The sequence below is a fragment of the Sorangium sp. So ce131 genome, from assembly GCF_051519095.1.
Lineage (GTDB): Bacteria > Myxococcota_A > Polyangia > Polyangiales > Polyangiaceae > Sorangium.
Genome location: NZ_CP150455.1, coordinates 4,325,849 through 4,349,211 on the forward strand (window position 1 = coordinate 4,325,849; position 23,363 = coordinate 4,349,211).

Annotated in this window: 17 protein-coding genes; 11 read left to right on the top strand and 6 right to left on the bottom strand. The window is 75.3% G+C overall.

What is annotated here, in order from left to right; all coding sequences use genetic code 11:
* Positions 1–8: 8 nt before the first annotated feature.
* Together WMF43_RS15970 and WMF43_RS15975 are read left to right on the top strand one after the other, a co-directional pair.
* On the top strand, positions 9–1,118 hold the full coding sequence (locus WMF43_RS15970) for a tyrosine/phenylalanine carboxypeptidase domain-containing protein (RefSeq protein ID WP_437681231.1): 1,110 nt from the start codon (positions 9–11) through the stop codon (positions 1,116–1,118).
* Between the two features lie 229 nt (positions 1,119–1,347).
* Complete coding sequence (locus WMF43_RS15975; RefSeq protein ID WP_437681232.1) at positions 1,348–1,560, top strand: hypothetical protein; 213 nt, start codon at positions 1,348–1,350, stop codon at positions 1,558–1,560.
* A gap of 44 nt (positions 1,561–1,604) precedes the next feature.
* On the opposite strand, the gene WMF43_RS15980 is transcribed toward WMF43_RS15975, so the two are convergent.
* From WMF43_RS15980 to WMF43_RS15995, 4 genes are all read right to left on the bottom strand, one after another.
* Positions 1,605–3,848: a RecQ family ATP-dependent DNA helicase gene (locus WMF43_RS15980; RefSeq protein ID WP_437681233.1), complete on the bottom strand. Its 2,244-nt coding sequence runs from the start codon at positions 3,846–3,848 to the stop codon at positions 1,605–1,607.
* A gap of 219 nt (positions 3,849–4,067) precedes the next feature.
* Complete coding sequence (locus WMF43_RS15985) at positions 4,068–4,751, bottom strand: oxidoreductase (protein WP_437681234.1); 684 nt, start codon at positions 4,749–4,751, stop codon at positions 4,068–4,070.
* 509 nt (positions 4,752–5,260) lie between these two features.
* A complete protein-coding gene (locus WMF43_RS15990) occupies positions 5,261–5,776 on the bottom strand; it encodes an NUDIX hydrolase (RefSeq protein WP_437681235.1) in 516 nt (171 codons plus the stop codon).
* A gap of 489 nt (positions 5,777–6,265) precedes the next feature.
* Entirely contained in the window at positions 6,266–6,877 is a 612-nt protein-coding gene (locus tag WMF43_RS15995; RefSeq protein ID WP_437681236.1) for an FxsA family protein, read from the bottom strand.
* A 210-nt stretch (positions 6,878–7,087) separates the two neighbouring features.
* Between WMF43_RS15995 and WMF43_RS16000 the strand changes: the two genes are divergently transcribed.
* Together WMF43_RS16000 and WMF43_RS16005 are read left to right on the top strand one after the other, a co-directional pair.
* Positions 7,088–8,635, top strand: coding sequence for a lysine 5,6-aminomutase subunit alpha (locus tag WMF43_RS16000; protein WP_437681237.1), 1,548 nt, complete (start codon positions 7,088–7,090; stop codon positions 8,633–8,635).
* Between the two features lie 248 nt (positions 8,636–8,883).
* Positions 8,884–9,618 carry an OAM dimerization domain-containing protein gene (locus WMF43_RS16005; RefSeq protein WP_437681238.1) on the top strand — a complete coding sequence of 245 codons (735 nt, stop codon included), beginning with the start codon at positions 8,884–8,886 and terminating at the stop codon, positions 9,616–9,618.
* Between the two features lie 12 nt (positions 9,619–9,630).
* On the opposite strand, the gene WMF43_RS16010 is transcribed toward WMF43_RS16005, so the two are convergent.
* A complete protein-coding gene (locus WMF43_RS16010) occupies positions 9,631–10,482 on the bottom strand; it encodes a J domain-containing protein (RefSeq protein WP_437681239.1) in 852 nt (283 codons plus the stop codon).
* A gap of 159 nt (positions 10,483–10,641) precedes the next feature.
* Between WMF43_RS16010 and WMF43_RS16015 the strand changes: the two genes are divergently transcribed.
* The 7 genes from WMF43_RS16015 to WMF43_RS16045 all read left to right on the top strand — a co-directional run bounded on the left by WMF43_RS16015 (position 10,642) and on the right by WMF43_RS16045 (position 18,720).
* A complete protein-coding gene (locus WMF43_RS16015; protein ID WP_437681240.1) occupies positions 10,642–11,487 on the top strand; it encodes an SDR family NAD(P)-dependent oxidoreductase in 846 nt (281 codons plus the stop codon).
* Between the two features lie 304 nt (positions 11,488–11,791).
* Positions 11,792–13,576, top strand: a complete 1,785-nt coding sequence (locus WMF43_RS16020; protein WP_437681241.1) for a hypothetical protein — start codon at positions 11,792–11,794, stop codon at positions 13,574–13,576.
* Positions 13,577–13,665: 89 nt separating this feature from the next.
* Complete coding sequence (locus tag WMF43_RS16025) at positions 13,666–14,169, top strand: T3SS (YopN, CesT) and YbjN peptide-binding chaperone 1 (RefSeq protein WP_437681242.1); 504 nt, start codon at positions 13,666–13,668, stop codon at positions 14,167–14,169.
* Positions 14,170–14,186: 17 nt separating this feature from the next.
* Complete coding sequence (locus WMF43_RS16030) at positions 14,187–15,491, top strand: hypothetical protein (protein WP_437681243.1); 1,305 nt, start codon at positions 14,187–14,189, stop codon at positions 15,489–15,491.
* 162 nt (positions 15,492–15,653) lie between these two features.
* Entirely contained in the window at positions 15,654–16,547 is an 894-nt protein-coding gene (locus WMF43_RS16035; protein ID WP_437681244.1) for a carboxypeptidase regulatory-like domain-containing protein, read from the top strand.
* Between the two features lie 452 nt (positions 16,548–16,999).
* A complete protein-coding gene (gene cyoE, locus WMF43_RS16040) occupies positions 17,000–17,917 on the top strand; it encodes a heme o synthase (protein WP_437684021.1) in 918 nt (305 codons plus the stop codon).
* Between the two features lie 227 nt (positions 17,918–18,144).
* Complete coding sequence (locus WMF43_RS16045; RefSeq protein WP_437681245.1) at positions 18,145–18,720, top strand: SCO family protein; 576 nt, start codon at positions 18,145–18,147, stop codon at positions 18,718–18,720.
* On the opposite strand, the gene WMF43_RS16050 is transcribed toward WMF43_RS16045, so the two are convergent.
* Positions 18,721–23,340 carry a sigma 54-interacting transcriptional regulator gene (locus tag WMF43_RS16050; protein ID WP_437681246.1) on the bottom strand — a complete coding sequence of 1,540 codons (4,620 nt, stop codon included), beginning with the start codon at positions 23,338–23,340 and terminating at the stop codon, positions 18,721–18,723.
* Between the last annotated feature and the right edge of the window lie 23 nt (positions 23,341–23,363).

Genomic DNA, 23,363 nt, shown 5'->3' on the forward strand with positions numbered 1-23,363 from the left:
TGAGCGGCGTGGGGCGGCGTGCTCGGGCGAGGGCGGCGGCGCCCGCCGCGCCGGCGTGGGTGCCGGACGCGGACCGGCTGCTCGGCGCGGCGGCGCGGCGCGTCCGCGTGGTCGGCGCGAACACGCCGGTGAACCTCGGGGAGGAGCTCGCGCGGCTCGCCGACGCGTGGGAGCGGCGCGGCGCGGAGCCTCCGCGGTTCACCTACGCGCCCGCGCAGGACCACGGCGAGCTCCGGCGGGCGATGGAGACCGCGGCCGAGCGGCTCGAGCGGCAGGGGGAGCTCGGCGCGGTCTACGCCGGCCGCGCCCGCGAGATCGCCGCGGAGGCCGCGGTCTGCGAGGCCGCGGGGGGGCCGGGGTGCTGGGCCGCGGCGCGCCGGCGCTACGCCGCGCGCGACGGGTTCGACGAGCGGGCGGACGCGCTCGCCGCGGCCTGGCTGGAGGAGCCGGCGGAGGCCGCCCCGGGCGACGGCGAGCGGGTGCGGAGCGACGACGAGCGCGCGCCCGGGTCGCTCGTCTCGCGCATGCGGCGCGAGATCGGGGCGCAGCGCTTGCCGCTCCGGGTCGTGATCGCCGACATCGCGCCGCTCGCCGCGACGGGCGACGGCGTGATCCAGGTCGCGCGGGGGCGCATGCTCACGCACGACGACGTGGAGCGCACCGTGCTCCACGAGATCGAGGGGCACGCGGCGCCCAGCGTGCGCGCCGCGGCGCTCCCGCTCGGGATCTTCGCGATCGGGACGGCGCACGGCGGCGACGATCAGGAGGGCTGGGCGCTCGCGCGCGAGCGCGCCGCGGGGTACCTGACCGGCCTGCGCCGGACCGAGCTCGGGCTGCGCCACCTGGCGGCGCGCAGCGTGGAGCGCGGCGCCGGGTTCGTCGAGACCGTGCGGCTCCTCGAGGCGCGCGGCGCGCGCTCCGCCAGGGACGCCCTGCGGATCGCGGCGCGGGTGCACCGGGGAGGAGGGCTGGCGCGGGAGGTCGTCTACCTGCCGGCGCTGCTGCGGGTCGAGGCGATGCTCCTGGCGCAGCCGGCGCTCGGCCAGGTGCTCGCCTCGGGCAGGGTCGCCGTGGGGGCGGCGGCGTCGTTATCGTCCTGGGCGACGGCGAGCTCCTGAAACGGATCCGAGGCGCGTGGGTGGCGTGTACAAAGGGGGTTGCGTGAAGCGAGGGATCACGCCAGGCGTGCGAGCGCGGCACGAAATGCGCTTGGGGGGACCGGCGGGGACCGGATAAGGAGGCGCCGCGCGCGCGGCGCCGCGGCGAGCTGCTCCGCCGGAGGCCGCGCCCCCGCCGGGGGGCGGCCGCGAGGGCGGGCGGCGTGGACGGGGGGAGGTCGGAGGAGCCATGAACTCGAAGAAGACGGTGGAGAGGGGCCCAGGACCGGCGCCGAGGGTGGACATCGCCCCCGCGGCGTTGCTCCGGGACGACCTTCATGTCGTCGAGCTCGGCGCCGGCGTGATGCTCGACGTGTTCATCAACGTCGAGGGCGGGCTCACGACGTTCATCAGCGTGGATGGCCAGCTCATCGCGGAGCTCCGGGTGGCGGGTAACGCTTAGAGCTGCCGGCGCTCTCGGCGCCACGGCCCGGCTTGGGCGGCTCGCTACTGGCCGGAGAACTCGCGGACGATCCGGAGGATGCCCTCGCCGTAGGTCGAGATCTTCGCCTGCCCCATGCCGCGCGCGAGCGCGAGGTCGTCGAGCGACACCGGGCGGATGAGGGCGATCTCGCGGAGCGTCCGGTCGTGCGCGATGACGTACGCGGGCAGCGACTTCTCCTTGGCGAGCGCGGCGCGGTGGGCGCGGAGCGCCTCGAACAGCGGGATGTCCCGCGGCTCGAGCTCCACGGCGGGCGGGGGCTGCGCCCGCGAGGCGGGGAGGGGAGCGGTCCGCTCGAGGGGCGGCTCGGCGTCCCCGGCAGGGGGCGCGGCGGGGGACGCCGTCGCGGCCCGCGGCGCGCGGGCCGGCGCCGGCGGGGCGGCGGGAGAAGCGCTGGAGGCGAGCGGAGAGGCCGCGGGAGCCGAGCGGGACGCGAGCGACGCGGCCGCGGCCGGCGGGGGGCGCGCGCCCGGCGCGGGGCGGCGCGCCGACCCGCGCCGGGCGCGCGCGGCGGGGAGCGGGAGCCGCACCCGGGAAGGCACCTCGCCGCGCATCACGCGCCAGCCCGCCGGCGTGATGAGCGGGACGGGGAACTCGCCCGTCGTGAGATCGATCCACGCGTTGGCGAGCAGCACGCGCAGGATCGACATGGCCTCGGTGTGGCTCTTCCCCTGGAGGACGCCGAAGGTGGAGAGCCGGTCGAGCCCCATGCGGCGGACGCGCTCGTTCGACTCGCCGATCAGCATCGACGCCACGGCCTGCATGCCGGCGCCGCCCTTCACCCGGGCGACGCCGGCGAGCGCGCGGCGCACGAGGTCGTTGTCGCGGTCGAGCGCGGCCGGGTCGCTCGCCTCGAGGGCGTCCACCTCGAGGCAGACGTCGCAGTGGCCGCAGCCGCCGAGCGACTCGGCCTCGTCGCCGAAGTAGCGGAGGATGAAGTCGTGCCGGCACGTGGCGGCGTCGATGTAGCGGAGCAGCTCGCGGAAGAGCCGCCACGCGCGCGCGGCCTCCTCGGCGCTCGCCTCGGCGCCCCCCTCGCCGAGCTGGCACAACCTCCGGCGCAGCGCGATGTCCACGGGCGCGAAGAGCAACAGGCCGCGAGCCGGGGCGCCGTCGCGGCCCGCGCGGCCGACCTCCTGGTAGTACGCCTCGATCGACGACGGCGGCTGGGCGTGCACGACGAGGCGGACGTCCGGGCGATCGATGCCCATGCCGAAGGCGTTCGTCGCCACGACCACGGAGAGGGTGCGGTCCGCGAAGCCGGCCGAGAGGCGGGCGCGCGACTCGGGGGCGAGGCCGGCGTGGTACGCCTCGGCGTTCCAGCCGGCGTCGCGGAGGGCGTCGGCGAGGCGCTCGGCGCCCTTGCGGGTCGCGGCGTAGACGATGCCCGCCCCCCGGGGCCGCCCGGGGTCGCCGAGCGCGTCGGAGAGCGCGCGCGCCGTCTGGCGGCCGGCCTCGCGCGGGCCGTCGACGGCCGAGACCTGCAGGTGGAGGTTGGGCCGCGCGAAGCCGCGCAGGATCACCTTGGGCGGGGGGCCGTCGGGCCCGGCCTCCTCGTCGCCTGACGGCGAGGGCAGCGGCCAGCCGAGCCGGCGGATGATCTCGTCGCGCGCGTCGGGGGTCGCCGTCGCCGTGCAGGCGAGGACCCGGGGCGGCCGGAGCCGCGCGAGCGCGTCGCCGATGCGCAGGTAGTCGGGCCGGAAGTCGTGGCCCCACTGGACGATGCAGTGCGCCTCGTCGACGGCGACGAGCGAGAGCCGGCTCCCGGCGAGCGACTCGAGGAAGCCGTCGAGGGCGAGGCGCTCGGGCGCGGCGTAGACGAGCTTGTACTCGCCGCGGCGGAGGGCGGCGAGGCGGCGGCCGTTCTCCTCGCGCGGCAGGCTGGACGCGACGAACGTGGCGGGGATGCCGCGCGCCTCGAGCGCGCGCACCTGATCTTCCATCAGGGAGATGAGCGGGCTCAGGACGAGCGTCGTGCCGGGGAGGGCGACGGCGGGCAGCTGGTAACAGAGCGACTTGCCGCCGCCGGTCGGCGCGACGACGAGGACGCGGCCCGCGCCGCCGAGCAGGGCGTCGATCGCCTCGCGCTGCCACGGGCGGAACGCAGGGATCCCGAAGCGCTCGGCGAGCACAGCGTCGATCGACGGCGTCTGGCTCTCGGGCGACGGCGGCTGGCTCGCCTGGGGGCTCAACGAGGGGGAGGCGAGGCGCTCGGGCACGATCGGCAAGGGGGGCTCGGCGAGGACCATGGCGCCGGCGTCGAGCGAGCGCCGTGCCCGCGGCGAGCCCTAGCATTTCCGCGCGCTTGCGTCGCGCCGGCCCGGGCAGGGCCCTGGCGGCGCCATGGCGGCGCGGGCCGCCCGCGTCGCCGCGGCGGGCCCTGCGCGGGCGGCGGCCGGGGCCTGCCGACCCGGAGGCCAGGGGGCCGAGCTGCGGCGGATGCGGCGGAGGGCGGGCGTGGGCGGCGGTCAGGCCTGGACGACGTCGAGGCCCTTCGCGAGCGCCTCCATGTCGTCGAAGTGGTACACGTGGCGGCCGGGTTTCCCCTGGAGCGCGGCCGCGACCATGGCGCCGGCGACGGTCCTCGCGTCGATGGGGCGGTACCTGCGCAGGCCGCCCTTCATGGTGAACCGGAGCGTCTGCGCCGCCGCGACGCCGATGGCCTCGCCCTTCCTGACCTCGCCCCGCTCGCCGAGCAGCAGGCTCGGGCGCAGGACGTGGACCGAGGTGAAGCTCGCCGCGGAGAGCTCCTGCTCGAGCTCGCCCTTCACGCGCAGGTAGAAGCTCGTGGAGCGCGGATCGGCGCCCACGGACGAGACCAGCACGAACTGCTTCACCCCGGCCTTCTCGGCGAGCCGGGCGATGGCGATCGGGTAGCCGTAATCGATGTGGTAGAAGGCCTCTTCGGAGCCTGCTTTGGCGATGGTCGTCCCGAGCGCGCAGAACACGTCGGTCGCGCCGGCGAACTCGGCGCCGTCCAGCTGGTCGAAGTCGACGATGCGCTGGGAGAGCCGCGGGTCCTCGATCGGCGCGGGGCGGCGCAGCAGCGCGACGACCCGCGCGTAGGCGGGCTGCTGCACGAGGAGCCGCAGGCAATGGCCGCCGACGAGGCCTGTCCCTCCGACGATGAGCGCTGTCTTGTCGACCGTCATGAGCCCTATATCCCCCGCGGAGCCGACCGCGGAGAGCGCCGCCGCGGTGAGCCCCGTTATTTCCGGGCAGCGTAACCCAAGCTGCGCGCGATCGATAGCGGCCGGCTGGGCGCGGCGGGCGTCGATCGCAGGGCAGGCAGGAGCCCACGTTTCCGTCCTGCGTGCGAGCCAGCTCTACAGTCCCCTGGACCCTCGCTCGTTGTGCTCGCATGTCGCGCGGCCCACGCAGGCTGGGCGCGACGTGCCTGGCTGAGGCGCGCGCGTCGGGACTCCCCAGGGAGCTGGCCGGACGGTTCCTGTTTGGGACTCCCCAGGGGCCGGCCGGACGGTTCCTGTTGGGGACTCCACAGGGGGCTGACCGGGCGTATCCTGCTCAGGTATCCGGGAGCGGTGGAATCGCGCGCCGGCTCACTGTCTGGGGCAACCGCTGTGTCGGAGGACGTGAGGCGAGGTGTCGCGGCGGGGGGGCGAGCGACGTCGCATTCGATCGCTCGCCGCTGGGCCGCGCGTCACATGGCCGGCGCGCTCGCCTGGCGCGAGAGCTTCGCGCGCTGGGCGTGGAACGCCTTGACCGCCATCGGGATGACCTGCTCCCGATGCTTGGGCACCGTGTTGTTCGGCAGCTGCTCGACCGGCCACCAGGCGCCTGTCGCCGGCACCTCGGCCAGCTTCGCCTGGTGGACCCGGGAGACCATCCAGCCGCGCGCCGCGGCCGAGAAGTAGTCGCCGAGGAAGGTGAAATCGGAGATCGTCACCCCGAGCCGATGGAGCACGTGCTCGGGCTGCTCCCCCGGCGAGAGCACGCTCCCCGGGCAGCACCACGCCCCCGGGTCCGACTCCGATGCTCCGCGCTGGGTCAGGAGCACCTCCAGGGCGCCGGAGTCCGCGTTCTTCCGGAGGCACACGGCGTCCGCGGCGAGGTGGATGGGCAGACGGGAGAGGGCGGAGATGAGCGAGCTGCCGAGCGGCTCCCTGGGATCGGTGCGCCCCAGCAGCCAGCCGGCGACGGATTTGACCAGCTTCATCGGGTCGCCCTCCTCGCCTTCATGAGGTAAGAAGGCTGGGTCCCCGGCGCGTGGCGCCCGCCCAGGCGAGCGGACCGGCGCTGTTCAGGGCTGGACGTCGCGCCGGAGCCATCCTTCGCGCCGCTTTCCGAGCGGCTCGGTCGGGTCGATGGAATCGCGTGTCGAGTTGGTCCTAGCATAGTGGGTTGCGGCTGTGTGAACGTGCGTGGTCGCGTCGTGCCATGCGAGAACTTCAGATCTTCATGATGCGAACTCTCCTGTTTTGTCGGGCTCCCCCGACGACGTGGAGGAGCATACAACAGGCATTGTTTCTTTGTCGTTTCGGTCGTGCTGCCCGGGCGTGAAAGAGCAAATTGCGTTGTTGCTCTCGCGCCACGAGCTCTTCCGACAGCCGTCTTCAGGCGCCCTGCGCGCGCGAGCCAGCGAGTGGCGCTCTCGCCCGGCGGCCCCCGGCGCCTGCGCCCGGGGCCGCCCGGCCGTCATCGCCTCTCAACCTGGCAATCGCCGCGTCGTCGGCGCCGGCCCGCCGCGCTCGTCGTCCTCGGTCACGACCGCCTCGACGTCGATGACCTCCCGCGGCGCCTCCCAGCCTGAGGTCGCGCCGCCGCCGGGCCCCCCGGCGCGGCCGCCGAACGGCCCGCCGCCGAACGCGCCGCCGAACGGCCCGCTGCTGAAGTCGACGACCCTCACGCTGAAGAGCCCGCCGCCAGGGCCGCCGAGGCCGCCGGCCGCGCTCGCCGCGGCGACGCGCCGCTCGAACCGCTCCTGCACGACCGCGGCGATGCGGCGGCGCGCCGGCGGAATCAGCAGCAGGAGCCCGGCGACGTCCGTCAGCACCCCCGGCGTGATGAGCAGCGCCGCGCCGAGCAGCACGAGCAGCCCGCCCGTGAGCCCCTCGTCCGGGGCGCGCCCCTCCGCCATCGCACCTTGCCAGCCGGCGAGCACCCGCAGCCCCTCGCGCTTCGCGAGCGCCGCCCCGAGGACGGCCGTCCCGAGCGCGAGCGCCACGGTCGGCCAGAAGCCGATCTGCTGGCCGATCGAGAGGAGCAGCCAGAACTCCACGATCAGGATCGCGGCGAAGAGCAGGATCAGCTTCCCCATGACCTCCGTCTCTAGCGCCGCCCGCCGCGCGGCGCACGCCGGCGCGCAGGGCGACCGCGCCGCCGCGGTGTCGCGTCGCTTCCGCCGTTCGCCGTGACGCCGCCGACGCCGGGCCGCCGTACCTCTCGCCCGGCCGCTCCGCCGCCGATCCCGCGCCGGAGTACCGGCCGCGGTGAGAGTGCGCTAAGACCGCTTGCCCCGGAGAAACCCATGACCACCGTCCCCGTGGAGCAGGAAAAGGTGGAGGCGTGCCGCGCGTTCGCCGCCGACATCGCCGACGAGGTGCAGCGCTTCATCGACCGCCACACCACGGTCGGCGTCGAGCGCACCGTGGCCCGCGCCTACGGCGTGGTCGGCGCCGACGCCGAGGGAACGCCGCTCGTGAACGCGCTCGTCGACCGGATCCACCGGGCGGGGCAGGCCGGGCGCGGCGTCGCCTACCACCTCGGCCGGGCGCTCTGCGAGGGCGCCGGCTCCGTGCAGGAAGCCGCGGAGATGCTGGCGTTCAGCGAATCCGCCGACTTCGGCCCCGGCCCGTCCACGAGCGAGGCGCGCGGCGCGCTCGAGGCGGCCACGCGCGAGGCGATCGCCCGGATCGACCGGGCCCGCGACGAGCGGGAGGCGATGAAGGCCGCGCACCGGGTCGGCGCCGCGCCGCTCAAGTACGTCATCGTCGCGACGGGCAACATCTACGACGACGCGGTCCAGGCCAAGGCGGCCGGGTTCGCTGGCGCCGACATCGTCGCCGTGATCCGCGCGACGGCCCAGTCGCTGCTCGACTACGTCCCGGAGGGGCCGACCACCGAGGGCTACGGCGGCACGTACGCGACGCAGGAGAACTTCCGGATCATCCGCCGCGCCACCGACGAGGCGACCCGCGACACCGGCACCTACCTCGCGCAGACGAACTACTCGTCCGGCCTCTGCATGAGCGAGATCGCCTGGATGGCGGCCGTCGAGCGGCTCGACATGCTGCTCAACGACGCGATGTACGGGATCCTGTTCCGCGACATCAACATGCAGCGGACGTTCATCGATCAGTACTTCTCCCGCAGGATCATCGCGAGGAGCGGGATCGTCATCAACACGGGAGAGGACAACTACCTGACGACCGCCGACGCGGTCGAGAAGGCGCACACGGTCCTCGCGTCGCAGTTCATCAACGAGGCGTTCGCCCGGCGCGCGGGCCTCCGCGAGGAGCAGATGGGCCTCGGCCACGCCTTCGAGATCAACCCCTGGCTCGAGGACAGCCTGCTCTTCGAGCTCGCCCAGGCCCAGCTCGTCCGGCAGATCTTCGACAGGCACCCGATCAAGTGGATGCCGCCCACCAAGTTCAAGACCGGCGACATCTTCCACAGCCACGTCCACGACGCGATGTTCAACCTGGTCGGGATCACGACGGCCCAGTCGATCGAGCTGCTCGGGATGTTCAGCGAGGCGGTCCACACGCCGCTGCTCATGGATCGGTACCTCTCGCTGAAGAGCGCCCGCTACATCTTCACGGCGGCGCGGCACCTCGGCGACGAGATCCAGTGGAAGCCGGGCGGCATCGTCGAGTCGCGCGCCCGCGAGGTCCTCGACAAGGCGCACGCGCTGCTCCACGAGGTCGACCGGGACACGCTCTGGGACGCGATCGGCCGCGGGGCGTTCGGCGACGTCAAGCGGACGCGGACGGGCGGAAAGGGGTACTCGGGGGTCGTGGCGCGGCACCCGGAGTACCTGAATCCGATCCTCGAGGTGCTGGAGCGGTCCTCGTAACAATCCCCGGCGGGCTCCCCGGCGCGCGAGCCCAGGCCGCGCCGAGGAGGACGGGAATCTCGGGACATCCCTCCAGGGAGACCCGCTGTCAGCGCGCCAGAGGACATTCTTCCTGACTTGGCGCCTTCTTCGCGCAGGCGGCGCGCGCGCCGCCCTCCGATGGCCCTAGCCGCGCGAGCCTGCCTGGCGCTAATGTCCTAATCTCAACGAGGGATCGGCTCCTTCCGCCCCCTGAAACAGAGGTGAGCATGACACCGCGAAATCTCCTGCGCGCGTACGGCGATCGCGAGGGCGACGGGATGGTCCAGATGTCGTTCACGCTCCGCGTCCTGCCGGGCGACCGCGCCCGCGAGGCGGCGAAGCGCTTCGCCGAGGCGCACGGCCTGCGCGAGCCGCTCGTCACGGCCATGGAGCAGGCGAGCCGGGAGCACACCTACTTCGTCGTCTACGGGCACTCCCAGCACGGGGTCGACGTCTCGGACATCGAGGTCGAGGAGCTCGCCGCGCAGCCGCTCACCCGGGACGACATCGAGGCGCAGGCGAAGAAGCTCGGCCGCAAGATCGTGGTCGTGGGCGCCTGCACGGGCAGCGACGCGCACACCGTCGGCATCGACGCCATCCTGAACTACAAGGGATTCGCTGGCGAGAAGGGGCTCGAGAGCTTCAAGTGCTTTGACGCCCACAACCTCGGCGCGCAGGTCGAGAACGCCGAGCTCTGCGAGAAAGCGAAGGCGCTCGGCGCCGACGCCATCCTGGTCTCGCAGGTGATCACGCAGCGCAACTGCCACAAGGAGAACGCGGCGGCGCTCATCGAGATGGCGACGCGCCAGGGCTTCCGGGACAAGGTGATCATGCTGCTCGGCGGCCCGCGGATCGATCACCAGCTCGCCGTCGAGCTCGGCTTCGACGCCGGGTTCGGCCCGGGGACGAAGCCGATCACCGTGGCGTCGTTCCTGATCGAGCGCCTCGTGGGCCGGGCGTAGGCTCGGCTGGGCTCACGCCACGAGCAGGTGGTAGGCGGCCGAGAGCTCCGCGAAGCGCGCCGTGGCGGCGCCGAGCTGCGCGCCCTTGCCGGCCAGCGCGGCGCCGCGGTCGGGGTGCAGGTCCGCGGCCAGGCGGCGGAAGGTGCGGCGGATCTCGGCCTCGGTCGCGCCCTCGCGGAGGCCGAGCAGATCGAGCGCGCGGCGGCGCCGCTCGTCGACGCGGCCGCCGCTCGGCGCGGCGCCGGGCGCGCCGGACGAGGCGCCGCGCGCGCCGGTCGCGCCGCCCGCGGACCGCGCGCTGCCCGCGCCGGTCGCGCCGCCCACGCTGGCCGCGCCGCCCACGCTGGCCGCGCGCCGGTAGCGATCCCGCGCGCGCGGGCGGCCGTGGAGGAAGTCGCTCGGCGAGAGCGGGCCGACCTGCTGCAGGGACCACGCGAGCGGCCTCGCGGTGTGGAAGCAGATGGTCGCCTCCTCGATGGCGAAGAGCGCCTCGAGCCGGGCGCGGAGCTGGGACCGGAGCGCGCGCTCGACCGCGCTCGAGGGGATGAGCCCCGCGGCCACGAGCACCTCGCCCGTCCGGCGCCCCCGGTGCGCCGCGACGAGCGCGGCGAGCCGCTGGATCGACGGCGCGGGCGCGGAGCCCTCGCGGGCGAGGATCTCGCCGAGGCGGGGCACCTGGAGCGGCGTCTCGATGGCGGTGACCAGGCCGGAGAGGAGCTGGATCCGGTGCTGGCGGCCGGGCACCGTCGAGCCGCTCGGCGTCCGGAGCTCGCAGAGCTCCAGGAGCCCGGTCGTCTTCTGGCGGTGCAGCGCGCCGAGCAGGTCTCCCAGGGTCGACGTGGAGAGGCGGCTGGGCAGTTGCATCGAAGGCGCCGTTACCATCGCCGCGCGCGATCGGGCAAAGAAGCGGCGCCGTGCGCCCCTTTTGGCAGAATGTGCGCGCTGGCCGAGGGGCGCTGTGCGAAGCTCCGCGCGAAGGACGGCCCGGCGCGCCGCCGGCGCGCGCAGCAGGAGGAAGCAAGGATGGGTTTGCTCGATGGAAAGGTCGCCATCATCACGGGAGCCGGCGGCGGGATCGGCCGCGAGGAGGCGCTGCTCTTCGCGCGCGAAGGCGCGAAGGTCCTCGTCAACGACCTCGGCGGCACGCGCGACGGGGCGGGGTCGAGCGACGCGATGGCGGCGCAGGTCGCCGAGGAGATCCGCGCTCTGGGCGGGCAAGCGGCACCGAGCTTCGACTCCGTGGCCACCCCCGACGGGGCGGCGCGCATCGTGAAGGCCGCGGTCGAGGCGTTCGGCAGGGTGGACATCCTGGTGAACAACGCGGGGATCCTCCGCGACAAGACGCTCCTCAAGATGGATGAGGCGATGTGGGACGCCGTCATCGCCGTCCACCTGAAGGGGACGTTCCTGTGCACGCAGGCCGCGGCCAAGCAGATGATCGCGCAGGGCGGGGGAGGGCGGATCGTCAACACCACGAGCGTGTCGGGGATGCTCGGCAACTTCGGCCAGGCCAACTACGCCGCGGCCAAGGCGGGCATCTACGGGCTCACCCGCACCGCCGCGATCGAGCTGCAGAAGCAGCGGATCACGGTCAACGCGATCGCGCCGATCGCCAAGACGCGGATGACCGAGGATCTGCCCATGTTCCAGTCGGCGGGCGACACCCTCACGCCGGCGCACGTCGCCCCCGCGGCGCTGTTCCTGGCCTCGGACCTGTGCGCCGACAGGACCGGCAACGTCCTCGCCGTCGCCGGCGCGCAGATGTACGTCTACAAGGTCGCGCAGAGCCCCGGGAAGTTCAAGGACGAGGGCGGCATCTGGACGGCGGAGGAGATCGCCGAGCACTGGGACTCCATCAACAAGCTGTGACCGCGGCGGCGGCGCGCTCCGCTGCGCTGCGCTCCCCGCGGACTGCGGACTGCGGACGCGGACCGTGACGCACGCGCGGCGGACGCGGCGGCTGCGGCGGGTCCGGGCGCACCGACCGTTGCTGTGCTGATCCCTGGATGCTAGGTTCGAACCGCTTCATGGGCGCGGCTTTCGCGTCGCTACACGGTTCGAGCAGGTCGTTCACGCGGAGTCTGGAGGTGCCACCGGTGACCGTCGTTCGCTGCTGTTACGGCTGTGCCGGCTGGCGCGGTGCGGCCTCTGCAGCGTGGAGGCGTTGAGCGCCATGTCGCGTGAAGCCCACATCCCGCTCGCCCTGTGGATCTGCGCGGCGATCGTGGCGCACATGGCGGGCGGCGGCGGCGCGGTCGAGGTGGCGCAGGTCATCGAGGATCGGGCGCAGCTCCGCTGGATGGTCCACGCGGTGCGGGAGGGCCTCCGGCCGAGCGACACGACGTTCGAGGTGTTGACGGACGGGATGGCGCCCACGCCGCCGCCCACCCCGCTCGCGCCCCCGGAGCGCGCCGCGGACGACCCGGCGGACAGCGAGCCGGACAAGGACGCGCCGCCCGATCCGAAGCAGAAGCCCGAGCCGGCCAAGGTGGCGAAGGAGACCCCGCCGAAGCCGCCGCCGACGCAGGAGCCGCCTCCCCAGGTGAAGGCGCCCCCGCCGCCGAAGCCGCCGCCGCCGAAGCCCGAGCCGCCGAAGCCGGAGGTCGCGAAGGTCGTGCCGGTCCAGCCGGCGCCGCCGCCTCCTCCGCCGCCCCCGCCGAGCCGGCGGCTCGCCGTCCGGCAGCACGTCGAGAAGGACCAGGAGGACAACCCCGAGGCGAACCGGATCGCGGACGACGCGAACAAGGTCGCCGAGGAGACGATGGCGCAGATCCGATCGAAGGATCAGGACGATCCCGCGCCGACGCCCGGGACGCCGTCGGGCCCGAGCGGGCCGAAGGACATGGTCGGCGACAGCGATCACGATCACAGCGGCCACAGCGAGCAGCGGGCCGGCGACGAGAAGCGCGCGCCCGGCGAGCGCAATCCGGAGAGCGAGAGCGCCGAGCACCACAGCCCGGCGTCGCCGAAGGGCGCGCGCACGGCCGCGGCGGGGCCGCCCCCGAGCGTGCCGGGCGCCAAGGGCGGCGGCCGCGTCGCGCAGGCGCCTCCCGCCCTGCCGGCGCCGGCGCGGGGCGCCGAGGGCGGCGCGGGCCCCGCGTCGCCCGAGGTCGTCGACGGCGCGAGCGGGGGCTACACCCTCAACCCGGCGAACCCGGGCGGCGACGGCAAGGGCCGCGTCGCCGGCAAGAAGGTGACGCCGCAGCCCTACCAGAGCCCGGTCCGCGTCGGCTCGCTCGGCCTCGGCGCGCCCGGGATCCCTGGCGGGCCCAACCTCAACCTGAACATGGCCCGCGTGCAGGAGGCCGTGGGCAACGAGAAGCTCATGGCGGAGCGCGCCGCGGACGGCGCCTCGCGCCGGAGCGCGCACCGCGGCTCGTGGGAGGTGGCGGACAAGTGGAAGAAGTGGCGCGCCGCGATCGAGAACTACGACCCCTCGGTGAAGCCGGGCAACCAGACCTCGCTCAACGCCGCCCGGGCGCCCTTCGCGACGTACATCAACATGATCCACAACCGGATCCACCCGATCTTCGCGGAGGAGTTCCTGATGGCCCTCGAGGGGCTGCCGAAGGGGCACGCGTTCAATCAGAACCTGGTGACCCACGTGGAGATGGTCCTGAACAAGGACAGCGGCACGATCGTGCGCCTCGGGGTCACGAGGCCGAGCGGGATGACGGCGTTCGACATCGTCGCGCTGAACTCGGTGAGCCGCGCGTCCCCGTTTGGCAAGGCGCCGGACGTGATCGCCTCGCCCGACGGCAACGTGTACCTGCACTGGGAGTTCCACCGGGATCCGGTCGACGCGTGCGGCACGCGCAACGTCTACCCCTACCTGCTGAAGGATCCGCCCGCCGTCGCCCCGGCCGAGCCGGCGCCGGTGCGCAAGGCGCCGCGCGCCGTCCCGGGCGACGAGAAGACGCTGGCGCCCCGGGGGCCGCTGCTCCCGCTGCGCCCCTAGCCTCGACGTGGGCATTCCTGGCGGCGCTTCGTGCGCCCGCGCCAGGTCCCGGCTCTGCATCGGGACCGCGGCGATGTATCCTCCGCGCCATGTCGAAGGAATCCGACGCGGCCGTGCAAGTGACCAATGCCCGCATCGAGGCGGCGCTCGCGGACTCCCCGGCGTTCGCCCGGATCGAGCCGCAGTTCTACGTGGTGCGGCAGGGGACCGCGTACGTCTACCTCCACGTCCTGCCCTGGGAGCCGGGCCGCGCGCTCGTGCGGCTCGTCGCGCAGCTCGCGCGCGGCGTCGAGATGACCCCGGATCTCGCCATGAAGCTGCTCCGCCTCAACGCGCGGATCCGCTTCGGCGCCTTCGGCTACGTGGCGCAGGGCTCGTGTGTGGTCATCGTCCACTCGCTGCTCGGCGGCGAGACGCTCGACGCCGAGGAGATCCTCGTCGCCCTCCGCGATCTGTCGGTGCTCGCGGACGAGTACGACGACCGCATCGTCGAGGAGGCGGGCGGCCAGCGGATGCAGGACCTGATCGACGCCTCGGCGACCGCCGCGGTCTTCACCGATCTCGACGCCCCTCGCCCCTGGGATAAAGGCTGAGCGACCGGCCTTCTTTCATGCTCCTGAACATCGATCTCCCCCCTGCCGCTCCTCCTCCCCCCGCCTCGCCGGACCCGTCCGCCTCGCCGGATCCGTCCGCCTCGCCGGATCCGTCCGCCTCGCCGGATCCGTCCGCCTCGCCGCGTCGCGACGAGGGCAGCGCCCCGCCGGCCGAGCGGCGGCCTTCCGGCTCCGATCGGCCGCCGCTCGCCGGCCTGCCGGTGCTCAGGCTGATCCGGCCGCTCGCCGCCCTCGCCCTGCTCGCGATGATCCTCGGCCGCATGATCGCGCCCGCGACGGTCGGCCTCGCCGTCGGCATCGAGCGCACCGCCCGCGCGGTCGAGATCGCCGGCGCGGCCGCCTCCCAGCTCTTCGCGCTCGGCGCCATCGTCACCGCGATGGCCCTGATCGGCGCGGTCGTGCGCAGCCGCAGCCCGTACGCGCTGCGGATCGCCGCGATCGTGGCGGGCAGCTTCGTGATCCTCGTCGTGCTGCACGCGACGGTGCAGCGCGTGCCCGATCTCTCCGCGGCGCTCATCGGCGTGAGCGCGGCGGTCCTCGCCCTCGGCGGCGCCTGGGAGGCGCTCCGCGCCCCGTTCATGCGCCCGGTCGCGGCCGCGCTCGGGCTCATCGGCGCCTCCGCGCTGGTCCGGCTCGCGGGCGTCTTCCTGGCCGTGTGGGCGAACGAACGCGGCTCGAAGTCGCTCGCGACCGCGTCGGGCTCCCTCGCCACCGCCGCGTTCGCGATCGACGCGCTCGCGGTCCTCGTCGCCGCGGTGGCGCTCGGCCAAGGCCGCGCGGCGCGGCCAGAGTCCCCGCCCGACCCCGGGCAGCCGCGGCCGGCGCCGCGCCTCGTCACCCCGCTCTCCATCGCCGCCCTCGTCCCCGCGCTGCTCGCCACCCGGGCGGCGCTCGCCGGCGCGGCGGACGACGCCTCGCTGCTCGAGGTGCTCCTCCGCCGCGCCCTCGATCGCCTGCTCGCGCGCCCCGCGCCGTCCGTGGCGCCCTCGGTGCAGCTCTTCGCCGCCGCGCTCGCGGTGGTGGTCGCCGCGCTCGCGCTCATCGCCCCGCCCCGGCTGCCCGCGCTGGGCGGCGCGCTCGCGCTGCTGCTCGTCGCGCGCAGCGCCCCCGAGGTGCCGCTCAGCGCGCTCTCCCTGGTGATCGCCGCGCTGTGCGTCGCGCTCGCGGCGCGCGACGATCGGGGCTTCTGGGCCGCGGTGCTCGCGACCGGGCGCGACCGCCCGTCGGGCGCGCTCCCGGGCGCCGGGAAAGCGGATGTCGCCGCGGCGCCTCAGGTTGACGCGGGCGGCGACACTCGTTAAGCACGCCGTCGCTTCGCGGCAGGTCGGCGCGCAGCCCGCAAGCTGCGCGATCGCCGCCGGGACGACGCGGCGCCGTCCGCGTCCCGACGGTCGCTCCCTCGCCGGCCCGGACGACCGAAGCCGGGGCGCGCCGTCGCGCGCTCCGGGCACGGAAGGACCCTCATGCACCTTCGCGATCTCGTCTCGCTCTCTGCTCTCGCGCTCGCCGCGCTGGCGTTCGGCGCCGGGTGTCCCGAGGAGGCCCCGCGGCCGTCCGGCGGGACGGCCCCGACCGGCGAGCCCGCCGCGACCGGGGCTGCGCCGGCGGCCTCCGCCGAGAAGCCCAGCGCGGCCGCATCCACCACGGGACCGGCCGCGGCGCCCGCGGCGCCGCCGGCGCCGGAGGGCAAGGGGACGATCAAGGGCGTGGTGAAGCTCGCCGGCAAGCCGGTCGAGATGAAGGTCCCGGCCGGGCGAAAGGACGCCGAGGTCTGCAAGGACAAGGAGCTCACGCACAACGCGGTCGTCGTCAACGACGGAAAGCTCAAAGACACCTTCGTCCGCATCGAGGTCGGGGGCGTGAAGGGCGCCTTCCAGGCCCCCGAGAGGCACGCGGTGGTCGACCAGAAGGACTGCACGTACGAGCCGCGCATCCAGGGCGTCGTCTCCGGGCAGCAGGTCGACATCAAGAACAGCGACCGGACGATGCACAACGTGCACACCTACAAGGGCGCTGAGACGCTGTTCAACAAGGCGCAGCCGAGGAACGCCGAGCCGATCACCGAGGCGTGGAAGGACGGTATCATCAAGCTCACCTGCGACATTCACCCGTGGATGCGCGGCTTTGTCGTGGTGACGGATCACCCGTTCTTCGCGGTGAGCGGCGAGGACGGCTCCTTCACGATCGAGAAGATCCCTGCCGGCAAGTACAAGCTCGAGGCGTGGCACGCCCGCTACGGCCTGAAGACTGCCGAGGTCGTGGTCGCGGACGACAAGCCCGCCCAGGTGACGTTCACGTACAGCGGCAACGAGCCCGAGCCCGCGGAGAACAAGGACGAGCTCAAGGGCCTTTGGTGAGGCGCGCGGCGGCGCCGACAGGAGCGACGCGGCGTGCCATGGCCCGCACGAGATCGCTCGACTGGAATCGAGCAAACCGAGCAGCGCAGGGGGGTGATCCTCCCCGCCCGCCTCGGCCAGCGGAGCGATGATGGAAGCGCCTCGACCGTTGCCCGCAGCCGACCTGTCCCCTAGAGGCGCGCACCTCGCGCAGCAACTGACGAACTCGACTCCCCGAACCGCGTTGCGCGCGCTAGTCTCCCGGCCCAGATGCTGTTCCTCTCAGCTGTCCTCACCCCGACGATGATGCCGTTTTCCAGCCTGGCTGTCCCACCTGCGGGGGTCTTCGGGGGCGCTGCGCTGGCGCGCGTCGGTGAGGTGCACGCGTGACCATGCATGTCGAGCGGGCCTCCGAGCAGGCCGCGGTCCCTTACGTCCGCCCGTCCGATGCGCCGGAGAGCGGCGGCGGCGCGCTGCCCGCGAGCGCGCGCCCGCTGCTCAGGGTAGCGGCCGATCTGGTGAGCCTCACCAAGCCGCGCGTCACGAGGATGGTGGTCGCGACGATGCTCGGCGGCATGTGGGTCGCGAGCCGGTATCTCCGCTCCGGGCTGGCCGGCGAGGCCGCAGTCGAGCGCGCGGCGGTGCCGGCGACGCAGCTCGTGCTGGCGCTGCTCGGGACGGTCCTCGTCGTGTCGGGAGCGAACGCGCTCAACATGTACATCGAGCGCGACACGGATCGCCTGATGGCGCGGACGAAGACGCGGCCGCTGCCGGCGGGGCGGCTCGCGCCCGAGGTGGCGCTCTGGTTCGGGGTCGCGATCTCGGCGGCCTCGCTCCCGCTGCTGTTCCTCGGGGTGAACGCGACCACGGGCGCGCTCGCCGCCCTGGCGCTGCTCAGCTACGTGCTCGTCTACACGCCCCTCAAGCGCCGGACGACACTCGCCCTGCCGATCGGGGCGATCCCCGGCGCGATCCCCCCGCTGCTCGGGTGGACGAGCATCACCGGGCGGATCGACGCGCCCGGCTTCCTGCTCTTTGCCGTCCTGTTCCTCTGGCAAATTCCGCATTTCCTGGCCATCGCGACCTTCCGCCGCGACGACTACCGGCGCGCGGGGCACAAGGTGCTGACCGTCGAGAAGGGCGACCGCACGACGCGGATCCACATCGTCGGTTACCTCGCGCTGCTCGTGCTCGCGTCGGTGCTGTTCGTGCCGTTCGGGGTCGGAGGCCCTGTCTACCTCGGCGCCGCGATCGTCCTCGGCGGCGGCTTCTTCGGGTTGGGCGCGGCGGGCCTCCGCCCAAGCGCGGGTGATCGCTGGGCTCGCAAGCTCTTCTTCGCCTCCATGGTTTACCTGGTGCTGCTCTTCGCTGCGCTGATGATCGGCGCGTGAACGGCGCGTGATTTGCGCGTGATTTGCGCGTGATTGCCTTGACTCGCCGGGGACCGGCTCCCATCGTCCGTGCGATGGTGTCCCTAGAGCCGGCGCGCCAGGAGAACGGCGTCCCTTCCCGCGCGGAGCCTTCCCGCGCAGAGCCCGCCGACGTGTCGCTTTCGTCCGGTCGCGGCGGCGCGCCGAGTTCTCGAATCGCGGCGCTCGCCGGGCGTCCGATCTTCTGGATGGCGCTCGCCGCGCTGGTGGCCCTCGCCTCGGTCGGCGGCGCGGTGCTCGGCCGCGCGGCCGAGCCGCCCGCGCTCCGGCTCCCGCTGCCCGCCTTCGAGCTGACCGACCAGCGGGGACAGCGGTTCGGCCTGGAGCAGCTCCGAGGCCGCGTGTGGATAGCGGACTTCATCTTCACGACCTGCCCGACCGTCTGCCCCAAGCTCACCGCGCGCATGAAGGAGATCCAGCGTGAGGGGCGCGGGCTCGGCGACGCGCTGCACCTCGTCACATTCACGGTCGATCCGGAGAACGACACGCCCGAGGTACTCGCGGCGTACGCGGCGGCGCAAGGGCTCGACCTCGATCGGTGGACGCTCCTGACAGGCCCCCTCGATCAGATCGAGTCGACGATCGTGAAGGGCTTCAAGATCGCGATGGGCAAGCAGGAGTCGAGCCCCGGCCTCTTCAGCATCTTCCACGGCGAGCGCCTGGTGCTGGTGGACAAGGAGGGCGTGATCCGCGGCTATTACGAGGCGAACGACGAGGGGATCGACGCGATCTTGCGCGACGCCCGCGCCCTCGCGGACCTCTGATCACGGCGCGATGGCCAGCCGCTTGATCATCTTCTGAAGGCCGAACCGCGACAGGCCGAGCAGCTTGGCGGCCTGCGTCTGGTTGCCGCGCGTGCGCTCGAGCGCGTCGCGCACGAGCTCCGTCTCCAGCGCGTCGATGCGCGCGCGGACGTTGAGGCCGAGCTCGCGCGGCGCCGCGCCGCCGTGCGCGACCTCCGGCGACAGGTGCTCCCGATCGATGGTCCCGTCGCAGAGCACGATCGCCCGCCGGATCTCGTTCTCCAGCTGGCGAACGTTGCCCGGCCACCCGTGGGCCGAGAGCCGCTCCATCGCCGCGCGCGTGACCCGGATGGGCCCGCGGCCGTGCTTTGCGAGGAGGTGCTGGACGATGAGGGGCACGTCGGTCGCGCGCTCGCGGAGCGGCGGCACCCGGATGGTGATGATGTTCAGCCGGTAGAGCAGGTCCTCGCGGAAGGCGCGGGCGCGGACCATCGACTCCAGGTCCCGGTGGGTCGCGGCGATGACGCGCACGTCGACCTTCCGCGCCCGCTCCGAGCCGACCGGGCGCACCAGCCCGTCCTCGAGGACGCGGAGCAGCTTCGTCTGCATGGCGAGGCTCATCTCGCCGATCTCGTCGAGGAACAGCGTGCCCCGGTCCGCCACCTCGAAGAGCCCCGCGCGGGGCCGATCGGCGCCCGTGAAGGCGCCGCGGACGTGGCCGAAGAGCGCCGACTCGAGCAGCCCCTCCGGGATCGCGCCGCAGTTCTCGCTCACGAACGGGCGCTCCGCCCGCGGGCCGTTCTGGTGGATCGCCCGCGCCACGAGCTCCTTGCCGCTGCCGGACTCGCCGGAGATGAGCACCGGCACGTCGGCGGCGGTCACGCGATCCACGAGGCGCAGCATCGCGCGGACCGGCTCGCTCTCGCCGATGATGGCGTCGTAGCGGTACCGCGTGTCCCGGCCGCCGCGCGCCCTGGCGAGCTCCAGCGCGGCCGCGTCGAGCTCCGCCTCGCGCCGCGCGAGCGCCTCGGCGAGCCGCGCCGAGGCGCGCTCGGCCCGGCGCGCCGCGCGGCGGAGCCGCACCTGCGCGTGCGCGTCGGCGATCGCCAGCGCCGCGACCGACGCGATGGCGCGCGCCCACCGGAGCTCCTGGGCCCCGAACGCGCCCCGGCGCACGCGGTCGTCGAGGTAGACGACGCCGAGCGCCTCGCCGCGCGCGATGAGCGGCACGGCGAGCACGCTGCGGAGCTTCAGCGCGTGCACGCTGCGGTGCACGCTCGGCAGCTCGCCCGCCGCGTCCACGGCGACCACCGGCTCGCGGGCCTCCAGCGCGTGGCGCGCGAGGGTCTCCGACAGCTCGAGCTGCTCCGCCACGAGGTGGGAGCGCGCCAGGTTGCGCGCCGCCCGCGGGACGAGCCGCCCGCTCGGGGCGCGCAGCAAGAGCAGCCCCCGCTCCACGCCCGTCCAGAGCACGAGCGCGTCCACGACCCGGTCGAGCAGCGGCGCGAGCCGCTCGCGCTCGCCGAGCGCGGCGACCAGCGCCTCCAGATCGCGCGCCTGCTCGGGCCGCATCCCGGCCTCCGGCAGCGCCCGCGCGCGGGCGACCCACGGCAGCGAGCGCACCGCGCCCGCGAGCTCCGGCGCGCGGGGCGAGGCGGCGGACGCCCCGGCCGAGCCCGCGTCCGCGTTGCGCCGGCAGAGCTCCCGCGCCGACTCGGCCAGCGCCGCGAGCAGCCGGTGCGCGACGTCCGTCCGCCCGGCCCTGACCGCGAGCGCGTGCGCCGCGGCGAGCGCCGGCCCGCGCGACGCGATCGGCGCGCGGACGCCGGCGAGCGCGGCGAGCGCGGCGAGGACGCGCTCGCTGCCCCCGGGCAGCGGCGCGTGGCCCGCCGCGCCGTCCGCCGCGCCCGGCGCGTCCGGCGCGGCGCTGCCGCCCTCCGCCTCCAGCGCGCGCGCCGCCCGCGCGCCCCACCAGTCGAGGCGCGCCGCCGCCGCGAGCTCCGGGCGGCTCGCCAGCTGATCGAGCTCCTCGACGCGCGCGCCCGCGAGCTCGCCCGCGCCGTGGCGCAGGAGCCGCGCCGCCGCGCGGAGCTCGTCTTCCGCGGAGCCGCCGGCGAGGAGCGCCGCGGCCCGCGCCGCCGCCGCCCGCGCGCCGGCCCGCGCGCCGTCCTCCGCCCGCGCGCCGTCCTCCGCCCGCGCGCCGTCCTCCGCCCGCGCGCCGTCCTCCGCCCGCGCGCCGTCCTCCGCCCGCGCGCCGCCGTCCTCGCCGTCGTCTCCGCGCGCGGCGGCCACGTCCGCGATCGCCCACAGCGCGTACGCCTCCGCCTTCGTGTCGCCGGCGTCTCGGGCCCTGGCCGCGGCGTCCTCGGCGATGCGGCAGGCCTCGTGCGCGAGGCCCGCCGTGGCGTACGCGGCCGCGCACGCGAGCAGCGCGCGCGCGGCCTGCGCCGGCCGGCCGAGGTGCTCCCAGAGCAGCGCGGCCCGGGTCGCGGTCGCGATCGCGCCGTCGAGATCGCCGAGGTCCACCGCCGCGGCAGCCTGGCCCGTCCGGTAGGTCGCCTCCTCGACCACGGCCCCGGCGCGGACGGCGTAGTCGACCGCGGCGCTGAACGACGCGTGCGCGCGCTCCGGATCGCCCGCGTGCCACGCGTAGCCGCGCACGGCGGCCATCCTCGCGAGGTCCTCGACGGAGCCCGCGAGCGCCTCGCCGCGCGCCGCCTCGGCGAGCGCCCGCGCGGCGTCGCCGCGCAGCGCCGCGATCAGCGCGCGCACCTCGCAGAGCGGCGCGGTGACCGCCTCGCCGGCGAGCGCCTCGGCCGCGTCCAGCGCCCCCGCGTCGATCGCGGCGCGCGCGAGCACCGCCCGGGCGCGCCCGTCCGGGTCCGCGCCGGCCTCGACGGCGGCGCGGGCGCGCTCCTCGGCGAGCGCGCGATCCCCGGCGCGGCGCAGCACCTCGGCGGAGAGCGCCGCGGCCTCCCTCGCGTCCCGCACGCACGCCCGCAGCACCTGGCTCCGCGCGCGCCCGAGCTCGCCGTGCAGCCGCAGCGCGTTGGCCGCGGCGACCACCAGGCTGGCGGGCGCGTCGTCGCGCTGCTCGATCGCCTCGATCGCGAGCGGATCCGGCGGCACCCGCGCGATCGCGAGCGCGAGCTCCGCCGCCTCCGCCGCGCCGATCCCGCGCGCGCCGCCCGCCGGTTGCTCGGGCCGCCCCGGCGCGCCGTCCCCCGCGCTGCCCGGCGCCCACGCCGCCGCTCGCCGGCGCGGCCCGCTCCCCAGCACGGCCGCCTCCACGTCCGCGAAGGTCCAGGCCCGCGGCGGGATCTGCCGCGCCAGGGCCACGAGCGCGTCCGCGAGCGCGGGCTCCGGCGCCGCCGCGATCGCGCCCATCGGCCACGCCGCGGCGCTCGTCCCGACGAGCGCGGTGAGCCACCGCGCGACGCGGTCCGGATCGAGGCGCCCGAGCCGCGGCCCGTCGCCCTGCGGCGAGCCCGCGCGCGCCGCGCCGCCGCCCTCGCTGCGCCCGCGGGGCTCCGCGCCGGCGATCGCGCGCGCCCGCTGGACCACCGCGAACGTGTCCGCGAGCCAGGAGGCCACGCCGTCCTGCACGCCGGACGCGGCCTCGAGCTCGTCCCGCCGCAGGCGCAGGTAGGCGGCGCGCACGCGGCGCGCGTCCCGGTCCTGCCGGTCGCGCTCCTCGCCGGCCGCGCCGGGATCGCGGCCGGCGCGCCCGAGCGGCGCCGCGCGCGCGGCGGTGGCCGCGGAGGGCGCGGCGGGGGCGCGCCCCGCCTGCGCGCCCGCCAGGGCGGCGCGGGCCGACTCGGTGACCCACGCCGCGGACGGGCGCGCCGTCGGGCATGGCGACAGGAGGGCCCTGCAGAGGGCGGCGACCGGCGCCCCCGCCGCGCCTTCCGCGGCCACCGCCGCGCGCGCGGCGCCGATGGGGTCCTCCGCCGCGGCGACGCCGGGGAAGGCGAGCTCGGCGAGCAGCGTCCCCAGCGCGAGCAGGTCCCTCGACCGCGCGTCGCCGAGCTCCGCGTCGCCGCGCGCGAGGTACCTCAGCGTCGCCCCTTCGACGGAGCGCTGGTGGATCGAGCAGGCGAGGCCGAGATCGATCACCCCGATCCGCCCCTCCGGCGTCAGGATCAGGTTCTCCGGCTTGAGGTCTCCGTGCGCCAGGCCGATGCCGTGCAGGTCCCCGAGCGCCTCGCCCGCGTCGCGCGCCACGGCGAGCGCGAACGCCGCGCCCGCGCCCGCAGGCAGGCCGCGCGCGGCCTCGGCCACGGCTTGCCCCTCGACCCAGCGCATCGCCACGAACGCGCGGCGCTCCTCGCCCGCGGCGCCCTCGCCGCGCGCGCCCCCGGCCCGCGCCGCGAGCCAGCCGACGTCGACGAGCTCCGGCAGCCGCGGGGACAGCGCGAGCGCGGCGTGCAGCGCCTCGCGCGCGAGCGCCCGCCGCGCGGCGGCGCGATGCACGTCGTCCGCGCGCGACGCCGGCCCGCGCCGCTCGATCTTCAGCGCCACCACGCCGCCCCGCTCCTGGTCGACCGCCCTCCAGACCTCGCCCGACCCGCCGGAGCCCGCGAGCTCCAGCATCCGGAAGCGCTCTGCCAACCGCGGTGCCAGGATCGACGCCTCGATCATCCCAGGATGCTCCCGGGAGCATG

Coding starts and splice junctions, on each gene's coding strand:
- WMF43_RS15980 (WP_437681233.1), bottom strand. CDS start 3,848: ATGGTCCTCGCCGAGCCCCCCTTGCCGATCGTGCCCGAGCGCCTCGCC.
- WMF43_RS16015 (WP_437681240.1), top strand. CDS start 10,642: ATGGGTTTGCTCGATGGAAAGGTCGCCATCATCACGGGAGCCGGCGGC.
- WMF43_RS15990 (WP_437681235.1), bottom strand. CDS start 5,776: ATGAAGCTGGTCAAATCCGTCGCCGGCTGGCTGCTGGGGCGCACCGAT.
- WMF43_RS15995 (WP_437681236.1), bottom strand. CDS start 6,877: ATGGGGAAGCTGATCCTGCTCTTCGCCGCGATCCTGATCGTGGAGTTC.
- WMF43_RS16020 (WP_437681241.1), top strand. CDS start 11,792: ATGTCGCGTGAAGCCCACATCCCGCTCGCCCTGTGGATCTGCGCGGCG.
- WMF43_RS16005 (WP_437681238.1), top strand. CDS start 8,884: ATGACACCGCGAAATCTCCTGCGCGCGTACGGCGATCGCGAGGGCGAC.
- WMF43_RS16030 (WP_437681243.1), top strand. CDS start 14,187: ATGCTCCTGAACATCGATCTCCCCCCTGCCGCTCCTCCTCCCCCCGCC.
- WMF43_RS16045 (WP_437681245.1), top strand. CDS start 18,145: ATGGCGCTCGCCGCGCTGGTGGCCCTCGCCTCGGTCGGCGGCGCGGTG.
- WMF43_RS16000 (WP_437681237.1), top strand. CDS start 7,088: ATGACCACCGTCCCCGTGGAGCAGGAAAAGGTGGAGGCGTGCCGCGCG.
- WMF43_RS16050 (WP_437681246.1), bottom strand. CDS start 23,340: ATGATCGAGGCGTCGATCCTGGCACCGCGGTTGGCAGAGCGCTTCCGG.
- WMF43_RS15975 (WP_437681232.1), top strand. CDS start 1,348: ATGAACTCGAAGAAGACGGTGGAGAGGGGCCCAGGACCGGCGCCGAGG.
- WMF43_RS15985 (WP_437681234.1), bottom strand. CDS start 4,751: ATGACGGTCGACAAGACAGCGCTCATCGTCGGAGGGACAGGCCTCGTC.
- WMF43_RS16035 (WP_437681244.1), top strand. CDS start 15,654: ATGCACCTTCGCGATCTCGTCTCGCTCTCTGCTCTCGCGCTCGCCGCG.
- WMF43_RS16010 (WP_437681239.1), bottom strand. CDS start 10,482: ATGCAACTGCCCAGCCGCCTCTCCACGTCGACCCTGGGAGACCTGCTC.
- WMF43_RS16025 (WP_437681242.1), top strand. CDS start 13,666: ATGTCGAAGGAATCCGACGCGGCCGTGCAAGTGACCAATGCCCGCATC.